The organism is Streptomyces sp. NPDC051976, assembly GCF_040680795.1.
Classification (GTDB): domain Bacteria; phylum Actinomycetota; class Actinomycetes; order Streptomycetales; family Streptomycetaceae; genus Actinacidiphila.
This window is the reverse complement of the sequence record NZ_JBFAXL010000016.1, coordinates 56,634-76,051: the sequence shown is the minus strand read 5'-3', so window position 1 is coordinate 76,051 and position 19,418 is coordinate 56,634. Positions and strand designations below refer to the sequence as shown.

Sequence of the window (19,418 nt, the reverse complement as noted above, 5' to 3'; positions counted from 1 at the left end):
ACCGCTCACCTCGGGGCAGGGTCAAGTGCCGTGAGCGCTCGTGGACTTCGGATCGTGAAGTAGGCCAGCGCGGCCGTGACCGCCACACTCGCCGCGGCGACCACGGCGCCGCGAAGGGACCAGGTCACGACGGGTCCGGCAACCGCTGCGCCCAGGGCGAATCCGGTGGTCTTCAAGCTGGCGCCTGTGGTGAAGATCTGGCCTCGCAGGTGGTCCGGGGCTTCCCGGTGGCGGATGGCGAACAAGGCGGCCAGTTGGGGCCCTTCGCCGATCCCCGCCACGAGTCCGGCCGCGATGAGCGCGACGGGTGATCCCACGGTGACCAGGGCCAGGGCAGCAGCCTGGACGAGGGCACTGGCCCAGATGATGGTGTCGGGGGCGACCGCACGCGGAAATCGGGCGAGTACGGCCTCGGCCGCCAGGGCGGAGACCGCCGCGCAGGAAAGCAGCACCGCACCGCGGCCGGGTGAGCCCAGGACACGTTCGCCCAGAAGCGGGATGCACGCCGTCAGCATGCCCTGGGCGATGCAGGAGACGACGGAGGTGAGGGTCGCCCGGGCCAGTGAGGGGCGTCCGACGATGATCCGTATCCCGGCGTCGAGGTCGCTGATCACCGAGGCCGTCCGGGCGCCCCGCGTCCGGGCGGGCCGGGCGGGCCGGGCGGGCCGGGCGGGCCGGGCGGGCCGGGCGGGCAGCATCCAGGCGGCAGGCAGCGCCACGGCGATCAGCGCCACGGAGACCACCACGGCCGACGAGGCTCCCAGCGCCTCCGCCACGCCGCCCGCGAGAGCCGGACCGGCCAGACTGGCCACGCTGAAGGTCATGGCATCGAGCGCGTTCGCCCGCGGCAGGTGGTCGCCGGGCACCACACGGGGCAACTGGGCCGTCCACCCGCCCGACAGGGCGGGCCCCAGCAGCCCCGTCACCACGGCGATCACGAGAATGACCGCGAACGGCAACCGGCCGAGCCCCACGAGGACCGCCCCCAGCCCCGCCGCGTACATGATGAGGGCCCAGGCCAGCAGGCGTCCCGGCCGTCCTGCTCTGTCGAGGAGTGCCCCGAGCAGCGGCCCGCCCACGGCGGCGGAGATCGTGATGCCCGCAAGCAGCGACGACGCCTCGACCGTCGATCCGGCCACGGCGAATCCCGCCAGCATCAGCGCCGGTCCTGACATCTCGTCACCGGCACGGGCTGCCACGGCTCCGGCGAGATACCAGCGGAGTGAGTAACGTCTTCTCATCGGCAAGACGTTACGGAGGTAACTCAAAACTCAGCAAGATGCGTTACATTTCACAGATGCTCCCCCGCAGCGACGACTGGTCCACCCGGCACTCCGTCCTCACCACGGCCCGGCGGACCGCTGCCCTGATCAACGCACTCACCGACGACCGCCCCGACCCCGCCGCGGTCGCCGACGTACTCCGCGACTACGGCGAGGCCGACCCCATCGACCTCACCACCCGCGATGTCGCCCGGATGCGCGCTGCCGCCGCACTGCTGCGGCACGTCTTCGCCGCCGCACACACCGACGACGCCGCGGCCGCCCTCAACCGCCTCCTGCGAGACCACACCGGACAGCTCCGTCTGACCTCGCACGGCGGCAGCACCCTCTGGCATCCCCACCTCGACCACGACGACAACGCCCCCTGGGACGCATGGCTCCTCGCCTCGTCCTGCATGGCCCTGACCGTCCTCCTCTGGGACCACCAACGCCCGCCCGGCAGAATCTGCGCATCGCCCAGCTGCGACAACGTCTTCATCACCCAGGGCAGCGGTCCCGAACGCCGCTACTGCTCCCGCCGATGCGCGACCCGCGAACGCGTCGCGGCCCACCGGCGCGCCCACTCCCCCGGGCAACCGGGTACCCGGCCGGCTTCTTCGGCGGGTCCCTCGACGAGTACCGACCCCGCGCAGCCACGGGGGCCTAGGATCGGGCCATGAGCAGGACCGACCAGGCCAGTCGGGTGATCGCGGCGCCACCGGCGGCTGTCTACGGCGCCCTCCTGGACCGGGAGTCGCTCGAGGCATGGCTCCCGCCGGACGGCATGCGGGGGCGGGTGGAGCGGTGGGATCCCCGTCCGGGCGGCGGATTCCGGATGGTCCTCACCTACATCGACCCCACCGACAGCCCCGGCAAGACCTCGGACGCCACGGATGTCGTCGACGTCGGATTCGCCGAACTGACGCCGCCGGAACGCGTGGTGCAGCAGGCAGTGTTCGAGGCCGACGACCCGTCGTACGCGGGCACCATGACGATGACCTGGCACCTCGCCGCCACCCCGGACGGAACCGCGGTGACCGTCACCGCCACGGATGTGCCGCCCGGCATCGACCAGGCCGCCCACGAAGCCGGGATCGCCTCCTCACTGGCCAACCTGGCGTCCTACCTCGAAGCGGCCGACTGACCCACCCTTCCCGGGGCCGGACTCAAGGAACGAGGTGACCCGCGGCGCGGAACAGCTCGTACCACTCGGCTCGGGTGAGGGGAAGCTCGGAGCCCCGGGCGGCGCCCGCGACGCGCTCGGGGTTGGTAGTGCCGAGCACGACCTGCATCCGCGCGGGGTGCCGGGTGATCCAGGCCGTGGCGATCGCGATGGCGGGGACGTCGTACCTGTCCGCGAGGCGGTCGATGACCGCGTTGAGCTCGGGGTAGTCCGGCGAGCCGAGGAAGACACCGGTGAAGAAGCCTGCCTGGAACGGAGACCACGCCTGGATGGTGATGTCGTTCAGACGGCAGTAGTCCACGATCCCTCCGCCGTCGAGAGTGGCCGCCTGCTGCTCCGCGAGCATGTTCGTGGCGACCCCCTGAGCGATGATCGGCGCGTGGGTGATCGAGAGCTGAAGCTGGTTGGCCACGATCGGCTGACGCACATACTTGCGCAGCAGGTCGATCTGGCGCGGAGTGTGGTTGGAGACACCGAACGCGCGCACCTTGCCCGACGACTCGAGCGCGTCGAATGCGCGCGCCACCTCTTCGGGCTCGACGAGCGCATCGGGCCGGTGCAGCAGCAGGATGTCGATGCGGTCCGTCCGCAGTTCCGCGAGTGAGCCCTCGACCGACTCGACGATGTGCTCGTAGGAGAAGTCGTAGTACGGCCCGTCCGTCACGATCCCCGTCTTGGTCTGAATCGTGATCCCGTCCCGCTGCGACGGACTCAGCGCCATCGCCTCAGCGAAGCGCCGTTCACACGCGTGCAGCTCCCCGCCGTAAATGTCCGCGTGGTCAACGAAGTCAATGCCCGCATCCCGCGCGGTACGGACGAGTTCACGGACCTCCTCGTCACTCTTGTCCGCGATACGCATCAGCCCGAGCACGATGTTCGGGGCGACGATGTCGGTGCCGGGCATGGTGGAGGTCTTCACGGCGGGTATCCCTTCAGATGTTCAGGCCTGCACAGTACAAGCCCGAAGCGCGCGGTCCAGGCCGGCCACGGCCGCGGAGATGACCCGGAAGTCGACGCCGCGGCGGTCTCGTGGGACGCGGCCGCTACGATCCCGCCATGTCTGGTAGATCAACTCCACGCAGTCTCGGTGCCATCGCCCTCAGGGGCCTCGCGGCTGCCCTGGAGGCCGCGACCCGGGCGGCCGGGCGGGAGCGCTTCAGGCGCTGAGCACGGCCCCGACTCGGGCGTTCGCCTGAATGGAACTCGATTCGGCCCAGCGGCGAAGGACGGGTGAACAACCCGAACAAGCCCAAGCCTTCCAGGCGTTCGAACGAACGAAAGGAGCCCCGATGGCCGTCGAGTCCCCGGGCGTCCGCACCCGCGAGGAGGATCGCGAGGAGAGCGACGCCCGCGTGATCGCGCGGTCCCGGGATGAGCCAGAGCAGTTCGCCGTGCTCTTCGACCGGTATGCCGACGCCGTGCACCGTTACGTGGCCAGGCGGATCGGTCCCGAGGCGGCGGAGGATCTGATGGCGGAGACGTTCACGACCGCCTTCCAGCGACGCCATACGTACGACCTCACGCGTGCCGACGCCCGCCCATGGCTGTTCGGCATCGCGACCAACCTCGTGAGCCGGCACCGCAGGGCCGAAGCGCGCCGTTTCAAGGCGCTCGCGAAGGTTCCGGAGCCGGTGCCGCACGAGGAGCCGGTCGCGGACCGCGCGGTCGCCCGGGCCGGAGCCACGGGGATGCGCCGGGAGCTGGCGGCAGCGCTCGCCAAGCTGTCGGCCCGGCACCGTGACGTCGTACTGCTGGTGGCCTGGGGCGACCTCGACTACGAGGAAACGGCCCAGGCCCTCGGGGTGCCGATCGGCACCGTCAGATCCCGGCTGAACCGGGCTCGCAGCACGTTACGCGAAGCACTGGGCGGGTCCGATCCTACGGCTTTCCGAGAGGCAGACGCCCATGCGTGACAGTGAAGTACTGCGAGAACTGAGGGAGTACGACGCGGGGGTTCCCCCGCTCGACGCCGTCACCTGGTGGCGGGTACGGACTCGGCTGCTCGCCGCGGTGAACGCGGAGAACGAGCCCGCCCCGGCCGTACGCCACCGCCGCCCCGTCCTGCGCATCGCCCTGACCGGCGCGGTCGCGGCCGCGGTCGCCGCCGGCGTCCTGGTCGCGGAACACGGCAACGACAGCGCCGAGGGGCTGAAGGCGGCACCGCCGTCGGCCACCTCCCCGGCCATGCGGAACGTGAGCGCGCAAACCGTGCTCAACCGAGCGGCCACCTACGCCCGGCAGCACGAGCAGATGGCCAGCCCGAGAAACGACCAGTTCATCTACACCAAGGAGATCATCAAGGAGACCGACGAGAAGACCGGCCGCACCAAGAGCTTCACCGACGAGAACTGGCTGTCGGTGGACGACTCGAAGCCTTCCTGGATCGAGGAGGTGGGGAAGGGCTGGTGGTCACAGCCGCACGCACCGGGCGAGAGTGTGTGGCCGCCGCAGGACTGGGCGACGCTGAAGAAGTTCCCGACCGACCCCAAGCAGCTCATCCTCTCCTTCGGGCCACCCGGAACCGGCGGCGGCACTCCTTCGGCCGGGACCACTCCGCAGCCCGAGGGAACCCCCTGGCGCACAGGCGCGACCGTGCCGCCCAGCGCCGAGGACGAGTCGCTCGGCAGGATCTCCGAGATGGGGTGGCAGATGGTCCACCAGGAACTCGCCGCGCTGCTCAGGCTCCCGGTACTGCCCGACGGTCTGCGCCCTGCGGCGTACGAGGCACTCAGCATGGTCCCGGGGGTGAAGGTGGTGCCGAACAAGAAGGACGCCCAGGGCCGCATCGGCGTGGCCATCGCCTACGACGACAAGTCGCTCGGACAGACGGGCTCCGGCAACTACCTCATCTTCGACCCGCAGACCTACCGATTCCTCGGCTACAGCGACGACAGCTCCTTGGACAGGAGCATTGACTGGACCGTCCAGCTCTCCTCCCTCGAAAGCTGGGCCATCGTCGACAAGGCCAAGCAACGGCCCTAGCAAGAAGATAGCGACAGTAATCCTGAGGGCGGGCGAGGACCGAAAGGTCCGCGGCCGCCCTCAGGCCGTTCCCCGGCCGTCCCCCAGTCCAGCGCCTCGGACCGGGGGCGGGCGGACACCGCGAATTCACTTTCAGGTGCCGATTGTTCAGGTGTTCCGGCCTCCGAAATACCGCGGTGCCGCGTCGATGATTGATGGGCCTTCCACGTTCCGGCGTCGTTCACATTCAGGTCACGGCGAGAGCCGACGCTCGTAAAAGAGACGTTCGGTTCAGTGATGTGCCGCACGCGGCCGACTGTGCGGTACGACACCGGAGGCATCGCATGGCCACGATTCCCTCTTCCTTCAACCGCCGCCATTTCCTCCTTGCCTCCGGTGCCGTCGCCGCGGGGACCGGTGCCGCGTGGTCCCTGCTGTCCGAGGGCGGCCGCAGCAGTGCCGCGCCGCCCGTCGCCGGGCAGGGGCCGGTGGGGTCCGGGCCGGTACGCCGACCGCCGCCGCTGCGTCCGATGGCGCACCGGGCGGCGCCGTACGGGTTGACGACCCTCGATACGGCGGCGCGGCTCAGCGGGCCGACCGGAGGGTACCGGCGGATCGTCCAGGGGCCCGGGTGGCCGGTGGTCGTACGGTCGGAACTCGCCGCAGCGGGCGCCGGGCGGGCCGGGCGCCGTACGCCGCTCGCCTGCTTCGTGCAGTTCACCGACCTGCATGTGGCCGATGTGCAGAGCCCGTTGAGGACGGAGTTCCTGCGAGCGTGGTCGCCCGGTTCGTGGCGGGCACAGGAAGCCCTGACGGTGACGGGTGCGGTCGCGCTCGTGGAGCAGGTCAACGCGCTCGGCGGCGGCCCCCACACCGGGCAGCGGCCCGCCTTCGCCGTCTCGACCGGGGACAACGTCGACAACAACTCGGCGATCGAGCTGGAGTGGTACCTGACGGCCATGAACGGCGGCCGTATCACCCCGAACACCGGTGACCCCACGTCGTACGAGGGCGTGCAGAATTCCGGCCTGCCGTTGTACTGGCAGGCGGACGGCGGCCTGCGTGACCAGGACAAGCTCCGTGGCCTGCCGCGCATCCCCGGATTTCTGGAGGCCGCGATCCGGCCGGTCAACAGCCCGGGCCTGGCCATCCCTTGGTACTCGACACCCGGCAACCACGACGACCACCCCGGCGGATGGCTGGCGCCGCGGGACCCGCTGCTGCACGACGTCGCCACGGGGTCCAGGAAGCTCTTCACGGTCCCGAAGGCCGACGCGGCCGCCCTCGCGCAGGCGCTGAAGACCGACGACGATCCCGGGAGCGGCGTACTCACGGGCATCCTGCGGCGGAACGCGGCGAAGGCGCGTACGGTGACGCCCGATCCGCGGCGGCGGATGTTCACCCCGCACGAGTTCCTGGCGGCGCACCTCGACCCGGCGCACGCCGGGGCGGGCCCGGTCGGCCACGGGTACACCGAGGACAACCTCAACGACGACCGGATGTACTACGCCTTCCCGGTGGCCGACGGCGTGGTCGGCATCAGCATCGACACCACCTACCGCAGCGGCCACTTCGAGGGGTCACTCGGCGAGGACCAACTGCGGTGGCTGGAACGGACGCTGACCGCCCACAGCTCGCTGTCCTACGGCACGGACGGCCGCGCGGTCCGCAACCCCGCGGCCGACGACGCGCACATCCTGGTGTTCAGCCACCACCACAGCCCGAGCATGACCCGACGGCCCGACGCGGCGCGCGCCGACGAGCGGCGTTACGACGGCGACGAGGTCATCGCGCTGCTGAGCCGGTTCCCGAACGTGGTGGCATGGATCAACGGCCACAGCCACGTCAACAAGATCACCCCGCACCACCACCCGACGCCCAGCCGCTCCTTCTGGGAGGTCAACACCGCCTCCCACGTGGACTATCCGCACCACGCCCGGCTGATCGAGCTCACCGACAACCACGACGGCACGCTCTCCCTCTTCACCACCCTCATCGAGTCCTCGGCCCCCTACCGCACCGACGTCACCGACCACTCCTCCGTCGGACTCGCCTCCCTCTACCGGGAGTTGTCCTACAACGCCCCCGGCCTCGCCGCCACCCTCTCCGACGGCGTCCAGGAGGCAAAGGCGGGAGCGAAGGGCGACCGGAACGCCGAACTGCTGGTGCGGCGGGCGTAGCCGATCCCGCCGGACCCGCACCTGGACGGCCACCGCAGATCGGTGGTCGTTGGCCGAAGCACCGAGCGGACGGCCAACCGCCGTCGTGCGACTGGACACCGAGTCCGTCTGGCGGCTGGCGACACGGACCATCGATCCGGCGGAGGCCCTGTCCCGCGCCCACGTACAAGGGGATCGGCGGCTCGCCGAAGCGGCGTGCCGGATCGTTTCCGTCATCCACTGACGCCGCCGGGTCGCGGCACCGGCGAGTAGCCGCGAACGGCTTCGGCGGCGACGGGGATTCGGATTGAATGGACCGGTGGCGCGGATGACGAACAGCCAACTGGGCTTCAATGAAGGTGACTTGAGGGAGGCGGCCGGGTCGACGTCCTTCAGCCGCGGCGAGGAGTACGTCGGCGCGGTGAGCGGCCTGGACATCGGCGACGGTACGATCCGCGCCGACGTGGCGGGCCGGGAGACGTACCGCGTCACCCTCGTGGTCACACCGCGGACGCGGGTGACGGGAGCGTGCGACTGCCCGTACGGAGCGGACGGCACCTTCTGCAAGCACTGCGTCGCGGTGGGTCTGGCGGCCCTGCGGCACGCCTCCCCCGCCGGGCCGCGGCCGTCCGCCGAGGCGGACCCCGCCCCGGCACCCCGCCCCGCCACCGCACTCCCCCGCCGCGAGGACATGATCGCGCCCTGGCTGGAGTCGCTGGACCGGGAGGCCCTGCTCGCGCTGCTGGGCGAGGAGTCGGCCGCCGACGCCGAGCTGCGCGGCCGCCTGCTGCTGCGGGCCGAGGTCGCACGCGCCGACCGTACGACCGTACGCGATCGGGTCAAAGGGCTCCTCGATGCCGGGGCGTTCGCCCGCGACGGCCACGCGGACGGCGACGCGGTCGAGGCGTACGTCCAGCAGGTGGCGGAGGCCGTGGCGGTGCTGCGCGCGCTGATCGCGGCGGGACGGGCGGCCGAGGCGGTCGACGGGGCGCAGTGGGCGCTGTGGCGCCTCGGCGGGGTCTACGAGTCGGCGGACGAGCCGGACGATCTCTTCCGGTCCGTGCACGACCTCGTCGCGGTGCACCTGCGCGCGTGCCGCACGGCCCGCCCCGCCCCGGAGCCGACAGCGCGCTGGCTGGTCGGGCACCTGCTGGGCCCGATCGCGGACGTCACCCCGGCCGACCCGGTCGGCTACCGCGACATCCTCGGCCCGGCGGGCGTGGCCCAGGCGCTGGGCCTGGCCACCGAGGTATGGCAGCGCGACCCCGGAAGCAAGGCCGTACGTCTCAGGGAGCGGCTGCTGAAGGCCCACGGCGACGTGGACGCCCTCGTCGACGCCTACGCCGCCGACCTCGCCCCGGACGGCGCCACCCACCTGCGGATCGCGCGGGAACTGGACGAGGCCGGACGCGCCGCGGACGCCCTGGAGTGGGCCGAGCGCGGTCTGCGGGCCACCGCGAGGCGACGCGACGTGGACCACCAGCTGGTGGAGTGGGTCTGCGCCCGCTACGCACGGCTCGGGCGGCTGGACGACGCCCTCGCCGTACGCCGCGACCGCTTCCAGTCCGACACCACCCTGCACTCCTACCGGTCCCTGCGATCAGCGGCACGGGCCTGCGATCGTTGGGAGACTGAACGCGAGGCCGCGCTGGAACGGCTGCGCGCGGACGCGAGCCGCCACAGCGGCTCCTCCGGACTGGCGGACGCCGACCGCGTGCTCGTCGACGTCCTGCTCGACGAGGGCGATGTCGACGCCGCCTGGGAGGCCGCCGCCGGACGCGCCGACGACCGCCGTTTACTCACCCTGGCCGACCGCGTCCGCGACCACCGCCCCGCCGACGCCCTGGCCGCCTACCTGCGCCTGCTCGAACCGCTGAAGCAGTCGACCGGCGACCAGGCGTACCAGGAGATCGCCCGCCTGCTGCGGAGCATCCGCGCCTGCCACGAACGGCTCGGCACCCCGCAGGAGTGGTCCCGCCGCATCGCGGCACTGCGCACCGAGCTCGGACGCAAGCCGAAGCTGATGAAGATCCTCGACCACAACGGCCTGTAGCTCGCTTCCCCCTCGCTTCCCCCCGGCGCTACCCGAGTTTGGCGACGGTCAGGACCGCGGCGGTGTCCTCCAGCGCCTCCAGGCTGTGGCGGGCCGGTGGGACGGCGAGCAGGTCTCCGGTGCGGCCCTCCCAGGAGTTCTCGCCGCTGTGCAGCCGCAGGCGGCCGCGGAGCACCAGGAGCGTGGCCTCGCCGGGGTTCTCGTGCTCGCCGAGGGTCGTTCCCGCGGTCAGGGCGATGAGGGTCTGGCGGAGCACGTGCTCGTGGCCGCCGTAGACGGTCTCCGAGCTGCGTCCGGTGGAGGCGGCCTTCGCGCGTTCGAGGTGTTCACGGGCCAGGGCGTCCAGCGAGAGTTTCTGCATGGTCATGAGGCTGCCGCTCCTGGTGGTGGGTGTACGTGGTGCGCGCCGATACGCGCCGGTGTCCGTACCCGCTGATGCCCGGCTGTGCGGGGCGCGCACGCCCGACCGCGGTGGAAGCCACCACCGGTCGGCCCGGCCACGGACTCTCCGTCGAAGGACCACACATTCCTCATGGTCACGGCCGGTAATGCCCCCGGCAACTCGGGCGGCCGGACACCGCGCTAGTCCGACGGCTTCGACCGATGCCGGGAGAGCTGTCCGCGGGCGGAGCGCCAGCGGGAGTGCGTCTGTTCCATCACCCTGTCCCACTGGCGGCGCACCTCGTCCTCGGACGGGCGCCGGCCTTCACGGATCTGGGTGAGCTCCTCCCGTACCTCCCGTCCCAGCGCCGCTGACGCGACGATCACGAACATGGCCCCGAAGAGTGCGGAGATCATCGCGAATACGGCGCCGGCCGCTCCGAAGCGTGCCGCGTAGGAGTTGAAGAGATTGGGGAGGTAGACGGCCGCGCCCACGGAGTAGACGGCCGCCAGCACGGCCGCGCTGAGAGCGAACGGCAGCAGGTCCGGCCAGGAGATCCGCTTGGCGGACAGGACGCGCCCGCTCCACACGAGGAAGGCGACGGTCACCGGCACCTCGCACACCGTGGCCGCGATCGCCAGCCGGTCCCCGCCGAGGATCGCGTGGAGCCAGCCGGTGACCGCGGTGTAGGTGCCCAGCGCCAGGATCCAGAGCAGGCCGTTGCGGGTGTTGCGCACGCTGAGCGGCTTGAGTTCCCAGGTCTGTTCGAACAGCCGTTGTGAGGCGCGGGCGAAGCTCAGGGCAGAGATCGTCGCGAACACGACGCCCAGGATGCCCGCGCTCGTCCCGGTGCCCTCGGTGGGAGACAGCAGTGAGCTGACCGACTCCGCGCCCCGTCCGGTCAGCCCGTAGCGCTTGATGATCCGGTCGGCGGCGTCGTAGTGCACGACGGTGCTCAGCAGGGCGCCGCTGAGGATCGCCAGCGGCACCAGCGCGGTCAGCGCGCTCGACGCCAGCGCCATCGAGCGGTCGAAGCCCACGATCTTCTGGAAGCGATTGATGACACGCAGTGCGAAGGCCGGACGCAGCCAGAACGTCAGCGTTCTGACGAGGCGCTCGCGCGTGATCCCCGCCGTCGTGTCCTCCGTGAAGATCGAGCCCCGTGTGGCGACCCGACACTATGGGACGACCCCGGGGCCGACGGCGGACGACACGGGGGCACGCCCGCGGAAGCACCCGGATCCCGGCCATCCGGGTGATCGCCGCACCGGCCCCACCGGGACCGCTAGCGCGGCTGCGCGTTCCGTCGGCGGTCCTCGCCCTCCTCCAAGGCGGCCTCGTAGGCGTGCAGGGCGCCGAGGACCGTGGCGCGTTCGGAGGGGGCGAGATCGCGCATGACGCTTTCCCAGGCGGAGGCGCTGCCGGAAAGCCATTCGCCGATCGGTGCGGCGTAGGCGGGGGCGATGGCGACGATACGGCGACGGCGGTCGGCGGGGTCGGCCGTGCGCCGCAGGACGCCCGGCCGTGACAGCTCGCTCACCATGAGGCTGACGGTCGTCGGGGCCACCGCCAGCCGGGCGGCCAGCTCGTTGACGCTGGTGGGACCGTCGTACTCCAGGTGGGCCAGGAGCGCGAGGTGCCGCGGTGCCAGGTCCAGGCCCTGGAGCGCCGCGGGTACGGGCAGGCGCTTGGCCCGGCCGACCAGCCGTGGCATGAGCAGCAGCAGGGTGCGGACGGCCTCGTCGACGGCGGGGCCGTCCGAGCGCGTGGACATCGGCGACCTCTTCCGGATACCTGAAACCTGATGCCTGATACCTTTGAGAGCAAAGGCTTTGATCCCAAAGGGAACGAGGTTCACTATGCCGCATCTGACCGTCCACCTCCCGGAGAACAGGCTGAGCGGCAACGAGCCTCCGCTCGTCGCCGCACTCACCGACGCGGTCGTCGGCGTCTACGGCGAATGGGCCCGCGACCTCGTCTCCATCCGCCTGGCCGCGGTCCCCGCGGGCCGTTTCGCGCAGGGCGGCAAGGCCGTGGACACCAGCGCCTCGGTGGTCCTGGGCGTCCGGTCGAGCGTCTTCGACCGCCCCGACGCCGCCGACATCTCCGCGCGCCTCGGCGCCGCGCTCACCGACGCGATCACGCGCGTCGTCGGCGACGACCTCCGCGCCGGCACCATGGTCGAACTCGTGGCTTCCCCGCCCGAACGCACCTTCGTCGGCGGCGCCCTCTCCGTATGACGCCGTGCCAGGACCCCGGGAAGGCTCTGCGAGTCACCGGTCAGTGGAGCCATGGATCGAGGGCGTGCTTGCCGCTCGTCCGGCCCGCCTCGAGTTCCTGAAGGACGGCCGCTCCGGCGGCCAGCGGGTGGACCTGCGGGGTGCCTGGCGGGTAGACGCCCTCGGCGATGAGTGCCTCGATCTCGGTGAGCAGTTCGCCGTAGGTGGCGGGGACCGCGGATGCGAGGGTGCCGATGTGCAGGCCCTTGATCTGGACCGGGTGGGCGAAGACCAGGTCGTGCGTGGTCACGCTGGTGTCGCCCGAGGCGGCTCCGAACACGACGACGCGCCCGGTGAAGCGTTTGGTGACCGCCAGGCTGACCGGGAACGTGGCCTTCCCCACGGACTCCAGCACCAGGTCCACACCTCCGGTCAGGCGGAGGATCTCCGCCGCCAGATCAGGGCGCGCGCTGTCCAGGACCGCGTCGGCGCCGAGTGCCTTGACGGTGTCGTGCTTGGACGGTGAGGCCGTGGCGATCACCCGCGCACCGTAGTGGCGTGCGAGACGGACAGCGGCCTGTCCCACACCACCGGCCGCGGCGTGAACGAGCACCGCGTCGCCCGCTGCGATCTCACCGAGCGGCTTCAGCGCCGCCAGCGCGGTCGCCCAATTCAGCACCAGGCCAAGGGCTTCGGCGTTCGTCCACCCTGCCGGGACGGGAAGCGCCTGCGCCGCCGGCATCGTCATGTACTGCGCGAAGGCGCCCGGACCGGTGCCGACGACGCGGCAGCCGACCGGGAGGGGACGCGCCACCTCCGGTCCGACGCCCACGATCTCGCCCGCGGCCTCGCATCCCGCCACGTACGGTGCCCGCGGCCCTCCCGCGTAGCTGCCGTACGTCTGCAGGACATCCGCGAAGTTGACCCCGGCAGCGCCGACGCGGATCAGGTACTCCCCCGGGCCCGGCACGGGGCGACGGCGGTCCGTCGTGTACCTCATGTCCTTCGGCCCGCCGCGCGAGCCCTGGACGAGGGCCCGCATCGGCTGCCCGGCGCTGTGCTGCCGCTCGTTGATCTCCATGCACGGGACCGTAGAAGCCTCACACCGGTGTCAAGGTCAAGCCCCGATCAGACGCCAGCGGGCCGGGCCTCACGCAAGTAGGCGTCCAGCGCCGCCTGTTGAGCACTGAGGGCGGCGATGCGGGCAGCGAGCCGCTCGCGATAGCCCCGCACCTCGCGGAGGAACTCCTCGCACACCGCGTCCGTGCCGCCGTCGTCGTGACCGCCGGAGAGCTGAGGGAGGTGCTCCTTGATCAGTCGCACCGGCAGCCCGGACTCCAGCAGCGCGCGGATGGCCAGGACCCGGTCGACGGTCGACCGGCAGTAGTCGCGGTACCCATTGCCGAAACGACCAGGGACGATCAAGCCCTCGTCCTCGTAGTACCGCAACGACCTCGCACTCACGCCGCTGAGCCGGGACGCTTCGCCGATCTTCATACCTGGAACCAACGCCCGGGCGCTCCGTGCGCTTCCCTCCTCCGGCGACCTCGTGCCGCGGTGCCCGGGTCGGCGGGGCGGCGCCGGACAGGCCCTAGGCTGCGCGGGTGAACCTTCGCGTGGTCGCCTTCGACATCGGCGAGACCCTGCTGAACGACACGCGCTACTGGGCGGGTTGGGCCCACTGGCTCCAGGTGCCCGCCCACACCGTGTCAGCGCTCGTGGGCGCCGTCGTCGCGCAGGGGCGCGACAACGCGGACGCCCTCAGGCTGATCAGACCGGATCTCGACATCGCCGCCGCCAACGCCGCGCGGGAGGCCGCCGGGTGCGGCGAAGAGCTCGACGAGAGCGACCTGTACGGCGACGTACGCCCGGCCCTGACCAAGCTGCGGTTGGCCGGGTTCCGGGTCGTCGTAGCAGGCAACCAGAGCGCGAAGGCCGGGCAGTTGCTGCGCGCCCTCGACCTTCCGGCCGATGTGGTCGCCACCTCCGGCGAGTGGGGCACTGCCAAACCGTCGCCCTCGTTCTTCACCCGGGTCATCGAGGCCGCCGGGTGCCCACCCGATCAGATCGTCCACGTCGGCGACCACCCGCACCACGACCTCTACCCGGCACGGGCGGCCGGACTGCGCACCGCGCACCTGCGGCGCGGCCCCTGGGGGCATCTCTGGGCCGAGCACCCGGACGTAGCCGCCCAGGCGGACTGGCGCGTCGACTCCCTCATGGACCTCGCCTACGCCCTCACCCCACCAGGTTTCTCCCCCGAGGTCGACCGCGTACTGCGCGACGCAGGCTGGAGCCAGCAGCGGTGGACCGGTTACGACGTCTGGATCGACTACCTCGCGCCGCGAGGGTTCACCGTCACGGACGCCGCTGTCGACTTCCTGCGAGAATTCGGCGGCCTCGACCCCGTCATCCCCGCCCAGGGCACCGCCCCGGCACATCAACCGTTCGAACTGGACCCCGCACTGTGCGGCGGGCACGAACACCGCTTCACCCAATGGGGCAGACGCATCGGCAGGACCCTCTTCCCCATCGGCGTGGTCGGGCCCAACCACCAGTGCCTGGGCATCGACGAACACGGCGAGATCTACCTCGTCGACGAACACCTCGCCACGTACGGCCGCGTACCCCGTGCCATCGAAGCGCTCGTCCTGGAAAGGAAGCCGCGTCGACTGGACATCGGATGAACCTTCCGACGCGACGACGCGGGGCCGCCGTCATCCCAAGGTGCGCAGCACCGCGTCGAGTTGCTCGTAGCCCTCTCGGACGCCGCGGTCCATGCCGCTGGCGAGGATCATGTCGCGGGCGGTGAGGTCCTCGACGAGGCCGAGGATGGTGACGCGGGTGCGGCCGTCGCCGAGGTCCTCGAAGGTGGCGGTGTCGAGGCTGACGCCGTCGGGGACGCCGTCGTAGGTGAAGGTCTGGACGAGGCGCTGGTGGGGGCGGGCTTCGTGGAAGGAGCCGTAGAAGGAGGCGACTTCCTGGCCGTCGCGCAGTTGGCGGTAGCGGTAGCTGCCTCCGGTGCGCAGGTCCCAGTGGTCGAACTTGGTGGTGAGGTCCTTGGGGCCGAGCCACTGTCCGACGAGTTCGGGTTCGGTCCAGGCGCGGTAGACGTGGGCGACGGGGGCGTCGAACTCGCGGGTGATGCGGATGGTCGGCAGCTGGGGGTCGGCCTCGATGACGGTCTCGCGGGTGGGTCGGTCGGTGGTCATGGTGAGGCAACTCCTTCGTCGTGCCGGTCTTCGTCTTCCTGTGGGGTGTCCGCGTCGATGGTCGCCAGTACGGCGTCCAGTCGGCGGAACCGTTCCTCGGCGGTGCGCCGGTAGCGGTCGACCCAGGCGGTCATCTCGTCGAGCACCTCCGTCTCCAGATGGCAGGGCCGGCGCTGCGCGTCGCGGCTCCGGCTGATCAGCCGGGCCTCCTCCAGCACCTTCAGATGCTTGGACACCGCCTGGAGCGACATCGCGAAGGGCTCGGCCAACTGGCCGGGCGTCGCGTCCCCGAGCGACAGCCGGGCCACGATGTCCCGCCTGGTCGGATCGGCGAGCGCGGTGAACGCCCGGGAGAGCTGGTCCTCGGCCACCGGCGGTCCTCCCGCTTCCTCAACCGATTGGTTGACAACAACGCTACGCCGATCCCGCACTTTGTCAACCGCTGGGTTGAAGACCCTGATCAGGGTGGTACGTCGGCTCGTCAGGTGCGGTCGTGCAGCGTGACGTGGTAGCCGTCGGGGTCGGCGAAGGTGAAGGTCCGGCCGAAGGGACCGTCGATCGGCGCGGAGACGATGGTGTGGCCGTCGGCGGCCAAGGCGTCGTGGATGGCCTGGACGTCCGTGGCGTGGAGCCAGATCGCGGCGCCGATGCCGGGCTGGGCGGCGGATGCGAGATCGGTGCCGGGAATGACGTCGCGGAGCGCGAACGCGATGGGCTCGGTCTCGAAGACGACGGCATGCGGGGGCCCGGCCTGCGAGCGGACGAGGTCGAGGTACTGCTCGTAGAACACCTGTGAGGCGGCGAGGTCGCGCGCCTGGAGTGAGATGAAGTCGGGGCCGGTGGCGGGCATGGCGATTCTCCTTCCATCTGTGTCAGCTTTCTGACACAGACCACGGTATGTCAGAATGCTGACATGAGTCAAAGTGGCGCCGGCATCGACCTGGACAAATCACTGGGCTACCTGCTGAAGGAGGCTTCGAGCGCCCTGCGCGCGGCCATGGAGGAAGTGCTGCGGCCACTCGGGATGAGCGTGACGCACTACTCCTGCCTCGAACTGCTCGCCCAGCGCCCGGGCTTGTCGAACTCCGAGCTCGCGCGCGGCGCGTTCGTGACGCGGCAGTCGATGAACGTGCTGCTGCAGACGCTGGAACGGGACGGCTACGTCACGAGGCCCGAGGCGGCGCCCGTCGGGAAGGTTCTTCCCGCCCGGCTCACGCCTCGCGGGAAGCGGAGCCTGGAGAAGGCGTCCGCGGCGGTCCGTGCCGTCGAGGTCAGAATGCTGTCCGGCATGACCGAGACCGAGCAGTCAGCCGCGTTCCGGATCCTGCAGGGCATGATCCGTTCCCTGCGCGAGGGCGACGACGGTGCATAGAGCCCGTACCGCCACGGGCTCTATGCGCTTCAGCCTCACTCGAAGGTCGGCGACGTGTTACGCCAGATGTCGTCACCGCTGAACGGGTTGCCCGGCAGCCGCCCATGGAAGGTGCGCACCAGGAACTCGACGATCCCGACGTCGTACCGGACCCAGGCCGGGCCCGACTGCGGCGAGTCACGACGGATGACGACCGGCCAGTGGTCCGGATCGCCGACCGTGCTCCAGAAGGCGAAGTCGTCGGGGTGGTTGAAGCCCAGCAGTTCTGCCCTCGATGACACGCAGACCCCCCGCACGACGTTGAACGCTTGATGCTCTTAGCGCTGTCGGCGGAATCTCACCCGGTCGACGGCCGGGGACCGCGGCCGCCGCGCCAGCCGGACGGGTGCGGGCCGCGGTGGTCGCGCAGCGGGCCCACGGTCAGGCCGCGTCGCTCGCAGGTGTCGAGGAGACGAGGGAGTGCGGAGAGCGTGTTGCGCCAGGAGCCGGTGGCGGAGGTGCAGTCGGAGTCGTGGAGGAGGACGGTGCCGCCGCCGCGCAGGTCGCGGGCGACGGTGTCGTGGACGCTGGTGGGTGTGGCGCGGGCGCGCCAGTCCTCGCCCCAGGCGGTCCAGAGGACGGGGGTGAGGCCGAGCCGTCCGCAGGCCAGATGGGTCGCGCCGGTCATGACGCCGTACGGCGGCCGGAAGAGCGTGGGGGCCGTGCCGGTCAGGTCGCCGACCAGGTCCCGTGCGCGGGCCAGGTCGTGGTGGGTGGCTCGCGGGCCGCGGAGCAGCAGGGGGCGGTGGGCCCAGCCGTGGACGGCGATCTCGTGCCCCGCCTGGGACATCTCGCGCACGAGTCCCGGCGAGCGCACCGCCATGGAGCCGAGCAGGAAGAAGGTCGCCCGGAGCCCGCGGGCGTCGAGCAGGCGCAGGAAGTGCGGCGTCGAGAGGTGGTCGGGCCCGTCGTCGAAGGTGAGCGCGACATGACCGTGGTGGCCGCGGCCCGCCAGGCGCGGCATCACGCGGTTGCGCAGCGGCCCGAAGGTGCTGAGGACGGGACCGGCGTGTACGGCGGCGGCCGCCGGCAGTGCGACGGCGGAAGCGCGCAGGACAGTGCGCAGGACGGGGCCGGGGGTCATCGCGGGTCGCCTTCCAGGAGGTGGGTGAGGGCGGGGAAGCGGCCGGGCGAGTCCCCGTACGCCTCGGCCAAGGGCGCGGCGATCCCCAGCAGTACGGTCACCGCGGCGGCCATCGCCAGGGCCCGCACCCCGCGCAGTGCCGCGGGGCGGGACGACGGACGGATCGCCGGCCGGGCGTCGTACGGCGAGGGGAGGCGTACGGGCGGGGCGGCCACCGGCACGGGAGCCGTACCCCTGGCGATCTCGGCGACCGCCGCCGCGGCGCAGACGCCGTCGTGAAAGAGGGCGCGGCCCGCCCCGCCCGTGCCCACCGCCGCGCGGAAGGCCGGGGCGAGGTCCCGGGGCTCCTTTATCCACGGCGCCAGCCCGGCCTCGGCGAGCGCGGCGGCGTTGGTCTGGCCGTGGCCGGGTATGCAGCGGTAGCTGAGTACGGGCAGCCCGGCGGCGAAGGCTTCGAGGGACGTCAGACCGCCCGCGTTCTGCACCAGTACGTCGCAGGCGCGCATCAGCCCCGGCATGTCGTCCACCCAGCCGTGGACATGGGCGAAGCCCTGCGCCCTCAGCCGCCCGGCCAGCCGCTCGTTGCGGCCGCACACCACGACCGGCTCCACGGCCGCGACGTCCCGCAGTTCGGCCGCCGCGCGTTCCACCGCGCCCACGCCCCACGAGCCCGCCACGAGCAGCGCGAGCGGTCCGTCCGCGGGCAGCCCGAACACCGCACGCGCCGCGCGGCGTTCGGCCGCCGTCGCCGGGCCGAACTCCTTGCCCACCACGGGCGCGCACACCCGCACTCCGGCGGCGTCGCGCGCGGCCGCCTGGCGGGCCGGGACCTGATGAGCCGCCAGATGCACGTCGATTCCCGGCGCGACCCACAGCGCGTGCACCGAGAAGTCGGTCAGGTACGTCACCGCGGGCACCGCCAACTCACCGCGCCGCCGCAACGCACCGAGCACCTGGCTCGCGCCGGGGTACGTCGACACCACCGCCGCGGTGTCCCGCGGTATGGCGCGCAGCACCGGCCGGCGTGCCGTCCGCAGCAGGATCGCGACGAAGAGGCCCGGGCGTGAACCGCGCTCGGTGGCCGCGTACATCCGCTGGTAGCCGCCCGGTGCCCAGACCAGCAGCCGGTGGTACGTGCCGACCACCGCCGTACCCAACCGCCCCGGCAGCAGGTCGAGGAAGTCGCACCGGTCGACCATGAAGCCGTCGCGGTGCAGCCGCTCGGCGAGTTGTTCGGCCGCGCCGTCGTGGCCCGCTCCCACCGCCGCCGACAGGATCACGATCCGCCGCCGGGCGGTGGCGGGCGGGGACACCGGCATCACACTTCGGGGCACGGCGGACAGCCTCCTGTCGGGCGAGGGCAGCACGGAGTCGCTTCTGGCTCGGTGCGGGTCCTGCTCCCGGAGCACAAGGAAGCTGCCGTCGGCGGTACGAGGGCCTGGATGCCGGTGGCGCGACGGCCGATCCCGAAACTACTACAATATGTAGGAGT

The 19,418-nt window shown here is 71.7% G+C and carries 22 protein-coding genes; 9 read left to right on the top strand and 13 right to left on the bottom strand.

The window, feature by feature from the left end:
- Window positions 1-5: 5 nt before the first annotated feature.
- Window positions 6-1,241 carry an MFS transporter gene (locus AB0M29_RS18500; protein ID WP_365383744.1) on the bottom strand — a complete coding sequence of 412 codons (1,236 nt, stop codon included), beginning with the start codon at window positions 1,239-1,241 and terminating at the stop codon, window positions 6-8.
- A 38-nt stretch (window positions 1,242-1,279) separates the two neighbouring features.
- Here AB0M29_RS18500 and AB0M29_RS18495 point away from each other — a divergent pair, with 38 nt between their 5' ends.
- Together AB0M29_RS18495 and AB0M29_RS18490 are read left to right on the top strand one after the other, a co-directional pair.
- Window positions 1,280-1,942, top strand: coding sequence for a CGNR zinc finger domain-containing protein (locus tag AB0M29_RS18495; RefSeq protein WP_365383742.1), 663 nt, complete (start codon window positions 1,280-1,282; stop codon window positions 1,940-1,942).
- Window positions 1,939-2,406, top strand: coding sequence for an SRPBCC family protein (locus AB0M29_RS18490; protein ID WP_365383740.1), 468 nt, complete (start codon window positions 1,939-1,941; stop codon window positions 2,404-2,406). Before AB0M29_RS18495 ends, AB0M29_RS18490 begins: the two co-directional genes overlap by 4 nt.
- A 22-nt stretch (window positions 2,407-2,428) precedes the next feature.
- Here the strand turns inward: AB0M29_RS18490 and AB0M29_RS18485 are convergent, their stop codons facing one another.
- Complete coding sequence (locus AB0M29_RS18485) at window positions 2,429-3,364, bottom strand: aldo/keto reductase (RefSeq protein ID WP_365383738.1); 936 nt, start codon at window positions 3,362-3,364, stop codon at window positions 2,429-2,431.
- A 370-nt stretch (window positions 3,365-3,734) separates the two neighbouring features.
- Between AB0M29_RS18485 and AB0M29_RS18480 the strand changes: the two genes are divergently transcribed.
- The 4 genes from AB0M29_RS18480 (at window position 3,735) to AB0M29_RS18465 (ending at window position 9,618) form a co-directional block, all read left to right on the top strand.
- Complete coding sequence (locus AB0M29_RS18480) at window positions 3,735-4,358, top strand: RNA polymerase sigma factor (RefSeq protein WP_365383737.1); 624 nt, start codon at window positions 3,735-3,737, stop codon at window positions 4,356-4,358.
- Window positions 4,351-5,427, top strand: coding sequence for a CU044_5270 family protein (locus AB0M29_RS18475; protein ID WP_365383736.1), 1,077 nt, complete (start codon window positions 4,351-4,353; stop codon window positions 5,425-5,427). Before AB0M29_RS18480 ends, AB0M29_RS18475 begins: the two co-directional genes overlap by 8 nt.
- Window positions 5,428-5,750: 323 nt before the next feature.
- On the top strand, window positions 5,751-7,586 hold the full coding sequence (locus AB0M29_RS18470) for a TIGR03767 family metallophosphoesterase (RefSeq protein WP_365383734.1): 1,836 nt from the start codon (window positions 5,751-5,753) through the stop codon (window positions 7,584-7,586).
- Window positions 7,587-7,893: 307 nt separating this feature from the next.
- On the top strand, window positions 7,894-9,618 hold the full coding sequence (locus tag AB0M29_RS18465; protein ID WP_365383732.1) for a hypothetical protein: 1,725 nt from the start codon (window positions 7,894-7,896) through the stop codon (window positions 9,616-9,618).
- A 28-nt stretch (window positions 9,619-9,646) separates the two neighbouring features.
- On the opposite strand, the gene AB0M29_RS18460 is transcribed toward AB0M29_RS18465, so the two are convergent.
- The 3 genes from AB0M29_RS18460 to AB0M29_RS18450 all read right to left on the bottom strand — a co-directional run bounded on the left by AB0M29_RS18460 (window position 9,647) and on the right by AB0M29_RS18450 (window position 11,774).
- The gene (locus AB0M29_RS18460) at window positions 9,647-9,979 is read right to left on the bottom strand and encodes a cupin domain-containing protein (RefSeq protein WP_365383850.1); all 333 of its coding nucleotides are present in this window, start codon (window positions 9,977-9,979) and stop codon (window positions 9,647-9,649) included.
- A 221-nt stretch (window positions 9,980-10,200) separates the two neighbouring features.
- Window positions 10,201-11,040, bottom strand: a complete 840-nt coding sequence (locus AB0M29_RS18455) for a YhjD/YihY/BrkB family envelope integrity protein (protein ID WP_365383730.1) — start codon at window positions 11,038-11,040, stop codon at window positions 10,201-10,203.
- 245 nt (window positions 11,041-11,285) lie between these two features.
- Window positions 11,286-11,774 carry a helix-turn-helix domain-containing protein gene (locus AB0M29_RS18450; protein ID WP_365383728.1) on the bottom strand — a complete coding sequence of 163 codons (489 nt, stop codon included), beginning with the start codon at window positions 11,772-11,774 and terminating at the stop codon, window positions 11,286-11,288.
- A gap of 85 nt (window positions 11,775-11,859) precedes the next feature.
- Here AB0M29_RS18450 and AB0M29_RS18445 point away from each other — a divergent pair, with 85 nt between their 5' ends.
- Complete coding sequence (locus AB0M29_RS18445) at window positions 11,860-12,240, top strand: hypothetical protein (protein ID WP_365383726.1); 381 nt, start codon at window positions 11,860-11,862, stop codon at window positions 12,238-12,240.
- A 40-nt stretch (window positions 12,241-12,280) separates the two neighbouring features.
- Here the strand turns inward: AB0M29_RS18445 and AB0M29_RS18440 are convergent, their stop codons facing one another.
- Window positions 12,281-13,300: a zinc-binding dehydrogenase gene (locus AB0M29_RS18440; protein WP_365383724.1), complete on the bottom strand. Its 1,020-nt coding sequence runs from the start codon at window positions 13,298-13,300 to the stop codon at window positions 12,281-12,283.
- 47 nt (window positions 13,301-13,347) lie between these two features.
- A complete protein-coding gene (locus AB0M29_RS18435; protein ID WP_365383722.1) occupies window positions 13,348-13,716 on the bottom strand; it encodes a MerR family transcriptional regulator in 369 nt (122 codons plus the stop codon).
- Window positions 13,717-13,823: 107 nt separating this feature from the next.
- Here AB0M29_RS18435 and AB0M29_RS18430 point away from each other — a divergent pair, with 107 nt between their 5' ends.
- Window positions 13,824-14,906: an HAD-IA family hydrolase gene (locus AB0M29_RS18430; RefSeq protein ID WP_365383721.1), complete on the top strand. Its 1,083-nt coding sequence runs from the start codon at window positions 13,824-13,826 to the stop codon at window positions 14,904-14,906.
- 30 nt (window positions 14,907-14,936) lie between these two features.
- Here the strand turns inward: AB0M29_RS18430 and AB0M29_RS18425 are convergent, their stop codons facing one another.
- The 3 genes from AB0M29_RS18425 to AB0M29_RS18415 form a co-directional block, all read right to left on the bottom strand.
- Complete coding sequence (locus AB0M29_RS18425) at window positions 14,937-15,431, bottom strand: SRPBCC family protein (RefSeq protein WP_365383719.1); 495 nt, start codon at window positions 15,429-15,431, stop codon at window positions 14,937-14,939.
- On the bottom strand, window positions 15,428-15,802 hold the full coding sequence (locus AB0M29_RS18420) for a metalloregulator ArsR/SmtB family transcription factor (protein WP_365383718.1): 375 nt from the start codon (window positions 15,800-15,802) through the stop codon (window positions 15,428-15,430). Before AB0M29_RS18420 ends, AB0M29_RS18425 begins: the two co-directional genes overlap by 4 nt.
- A 110-nt stretch (window positions 15,803-15,912) precedes the next feature.
- Window positions 15,913-16,281, bottom strand: a complete 369-nt coding sequence (locus AB0M29_RS18415; RefSeq protein ID WP_365383716.1) for a VOC family protein — start codon at window positions 16,279-16,281, stop codon at window positions 15,913-15,915.
- A gap of 63 nt (window positions 16,282-16,344) precedes the next feature.
- On the opposite strand from AB0M29_RS18415, the gene AB0M29_RS18410 reads away from it, so the two are divergent.
- The gene (locus AB0M29_RS18410) at window positions 16,345-16,803 is read left to right on the top strand and encodes a MarR family transcriptional regulator (RefSeq protein WP_365383714.1); all 459 of its coding nucleotides are present in this window, start codon (window positions 16,345-16,347) and stop codon (window positions 16,801-16,803) included.
- A 35-nt stretch (window positions 16,804-16,838) separates the two neighbouring features.
- Here AB0M29_RS18410 and AB0M29_RS18405 read toward each other — a convergent pair whose 3' ends face one another.
- From AB0M29_RS18405 to AB0M29_RS18395, 3 genes are read right to left on the bottom strand one after another with little or no spacing between them, the layout of a single operon-like run.
- On the bottom strand, window positions 16,839-17,084 hold the full coding sequence (locus tag AB0M29_RS18405) for a hypothetical protein (protein WP_365383712.1): 246 nt from the start codon (window positions 17,082-17,084) through the stop codon (window positions 16,839-16,841).
- A gap of 56 nt (window positions 17,085-17,140) precedes the next feature.
- Window positions 17,141-17,926 carry a polysaccharide deacetylase family protein gene (locus AB0M29_RS18400; RefSeq protein WP_365383710.1) on the bottom strand — a complete coding sequence of 262 codons (786 nt, stop codon included), beginning with the start codon at window positions 17,924-17,926 and terminating at the stop codon, window positions 17,141-17,143.
- The gene (locus AB0M29_RS18395; protein WP_365383708.1) at window positions 17,923-19,260 is read right to left on the bottom strand and encodes a glycosyltransferase; all 1,338 of its coding nucleotides are present in this window, start codon (window positions 19,258-19,260) and stop codon (window positions 17,923-17,925) included. Before AB0M29_RS18395 ends, AB0M29_RS18400 begins: the two co-directional genes overlap by 4 nt.
- Between the last annotated feature and the right edge of the window lie 158 nt (window positions 19,261-19,418).

Coding starts and splice junctions, on each gene's coding strand:
- AB0M29_RS18450 (WP_365383728.1), bottom strand. CDS start 11,774: ATGTCCACGCGCTCGGACGGCCCCGCCGTCGACGAGGCCGTCCGCACC.
- AB0M29_RS18445 (WP_365383726.1), top strand. CDS start 11,860: ATGCCGCATCTGACCGTCCACCTCCCGGAGAACAGGCTGAGCGGCAAC.
- AB0M29_RS18500 (WP_365383744.1), bottom strand. CDS start 1,241: ATGAGAAGACGTTACTCACTCCGCTGGTATCTCGCCGGAGCCGTGGCA.
- AB0M29_RS18475 (WP_365383736.1), top strand. CDS start 4,351: ATGCGTGACAGTGAAGTACTGCGAGAACTGAGGGAGTACGACGCGGGG.
- AB0M29_RS18425 (WP_365383719.1), bottom strand. CDS start 15,431: ATGACCACCGACCGACCCACCCGCGAGACCGTCATCGAGGCCGACCCC.
- AB0M29_RS18435 (WP_365383722.1), bottom strand. CDS start 13,716: ATGAAGATCGGCGAAGCGTCCCGGCTCAGCGGCGTGAGTGCGAGGTCG.
- AB0M29_RS18480 (WP_365383737.1), top strand. CDS start 3,735: ATGGCCGTCGAGTCCCCGGGCGTCCGCACCCGCGAGGAGGATCGCGAG.
- AB0M29_RS18495 (WP_365383742.1), top strand. CDS start 1,280: ATGCGTTACATTTCACAGATGCTCCCCCGCAGCGACGACTGGTCCACC.
- AB0M29_RS18465 (WP_365383732.1), top strand. CDS start 7,894: ATGACGAACAGCCAACTGGGCTTCAATGAAGGTGACTTGAGGGAGGCG.
- AB0M29_RS18470 (WP_365383734.1), top strand. CDS start 5,751: ATGGCCACGATTCCCTCTTCCTTCAACCGCCGCCATTTCCTCCTTGCC.
- AB0M29_RS18400 (WP_365383710.1), bottom strand. CDS start 17,926: ATGACCCCCGGCCCCGTCCTGCGCACTGTCCTGCGCGCTTCCGCCGTC.
- AB0M29_RS18490 (WP_365383740.1), top strand. CDS start 1,939: ATGAGCAGGACCGACCAGGCCAGTCGGGTGATCGCGGCGCCACCGGCG.
- AB0M29_RS18410 (WP_365383714.1), top strand. CDS start 16,345: ATGAGTCAAAGTGGCGCCGGCATCGACCTGGACAAATCACTGGGCTAC.
- AB0M29_RS18460 (WP_365383850.1), bottom strand. CDS start 9,979: ATGCAGAAACTCTCGCTGGACGCCCTGGCCCGTGAACACCTCGAACGC.
- AB0M29_RS18440 (WP_365383724.1), bottom strand. CDS start 13,300: ATGGAGATCAACGAGCGGCAGCACAGCGCCGGGCAGCCGATGCGGGCC.
- AB0M29_RS18415 (WP_365383716.1), bottom strand. CDS start 16,281: ATGCCCGCCACCGGCCCCGACTTCATCTCACTCCAGGCGCGCGACCTC.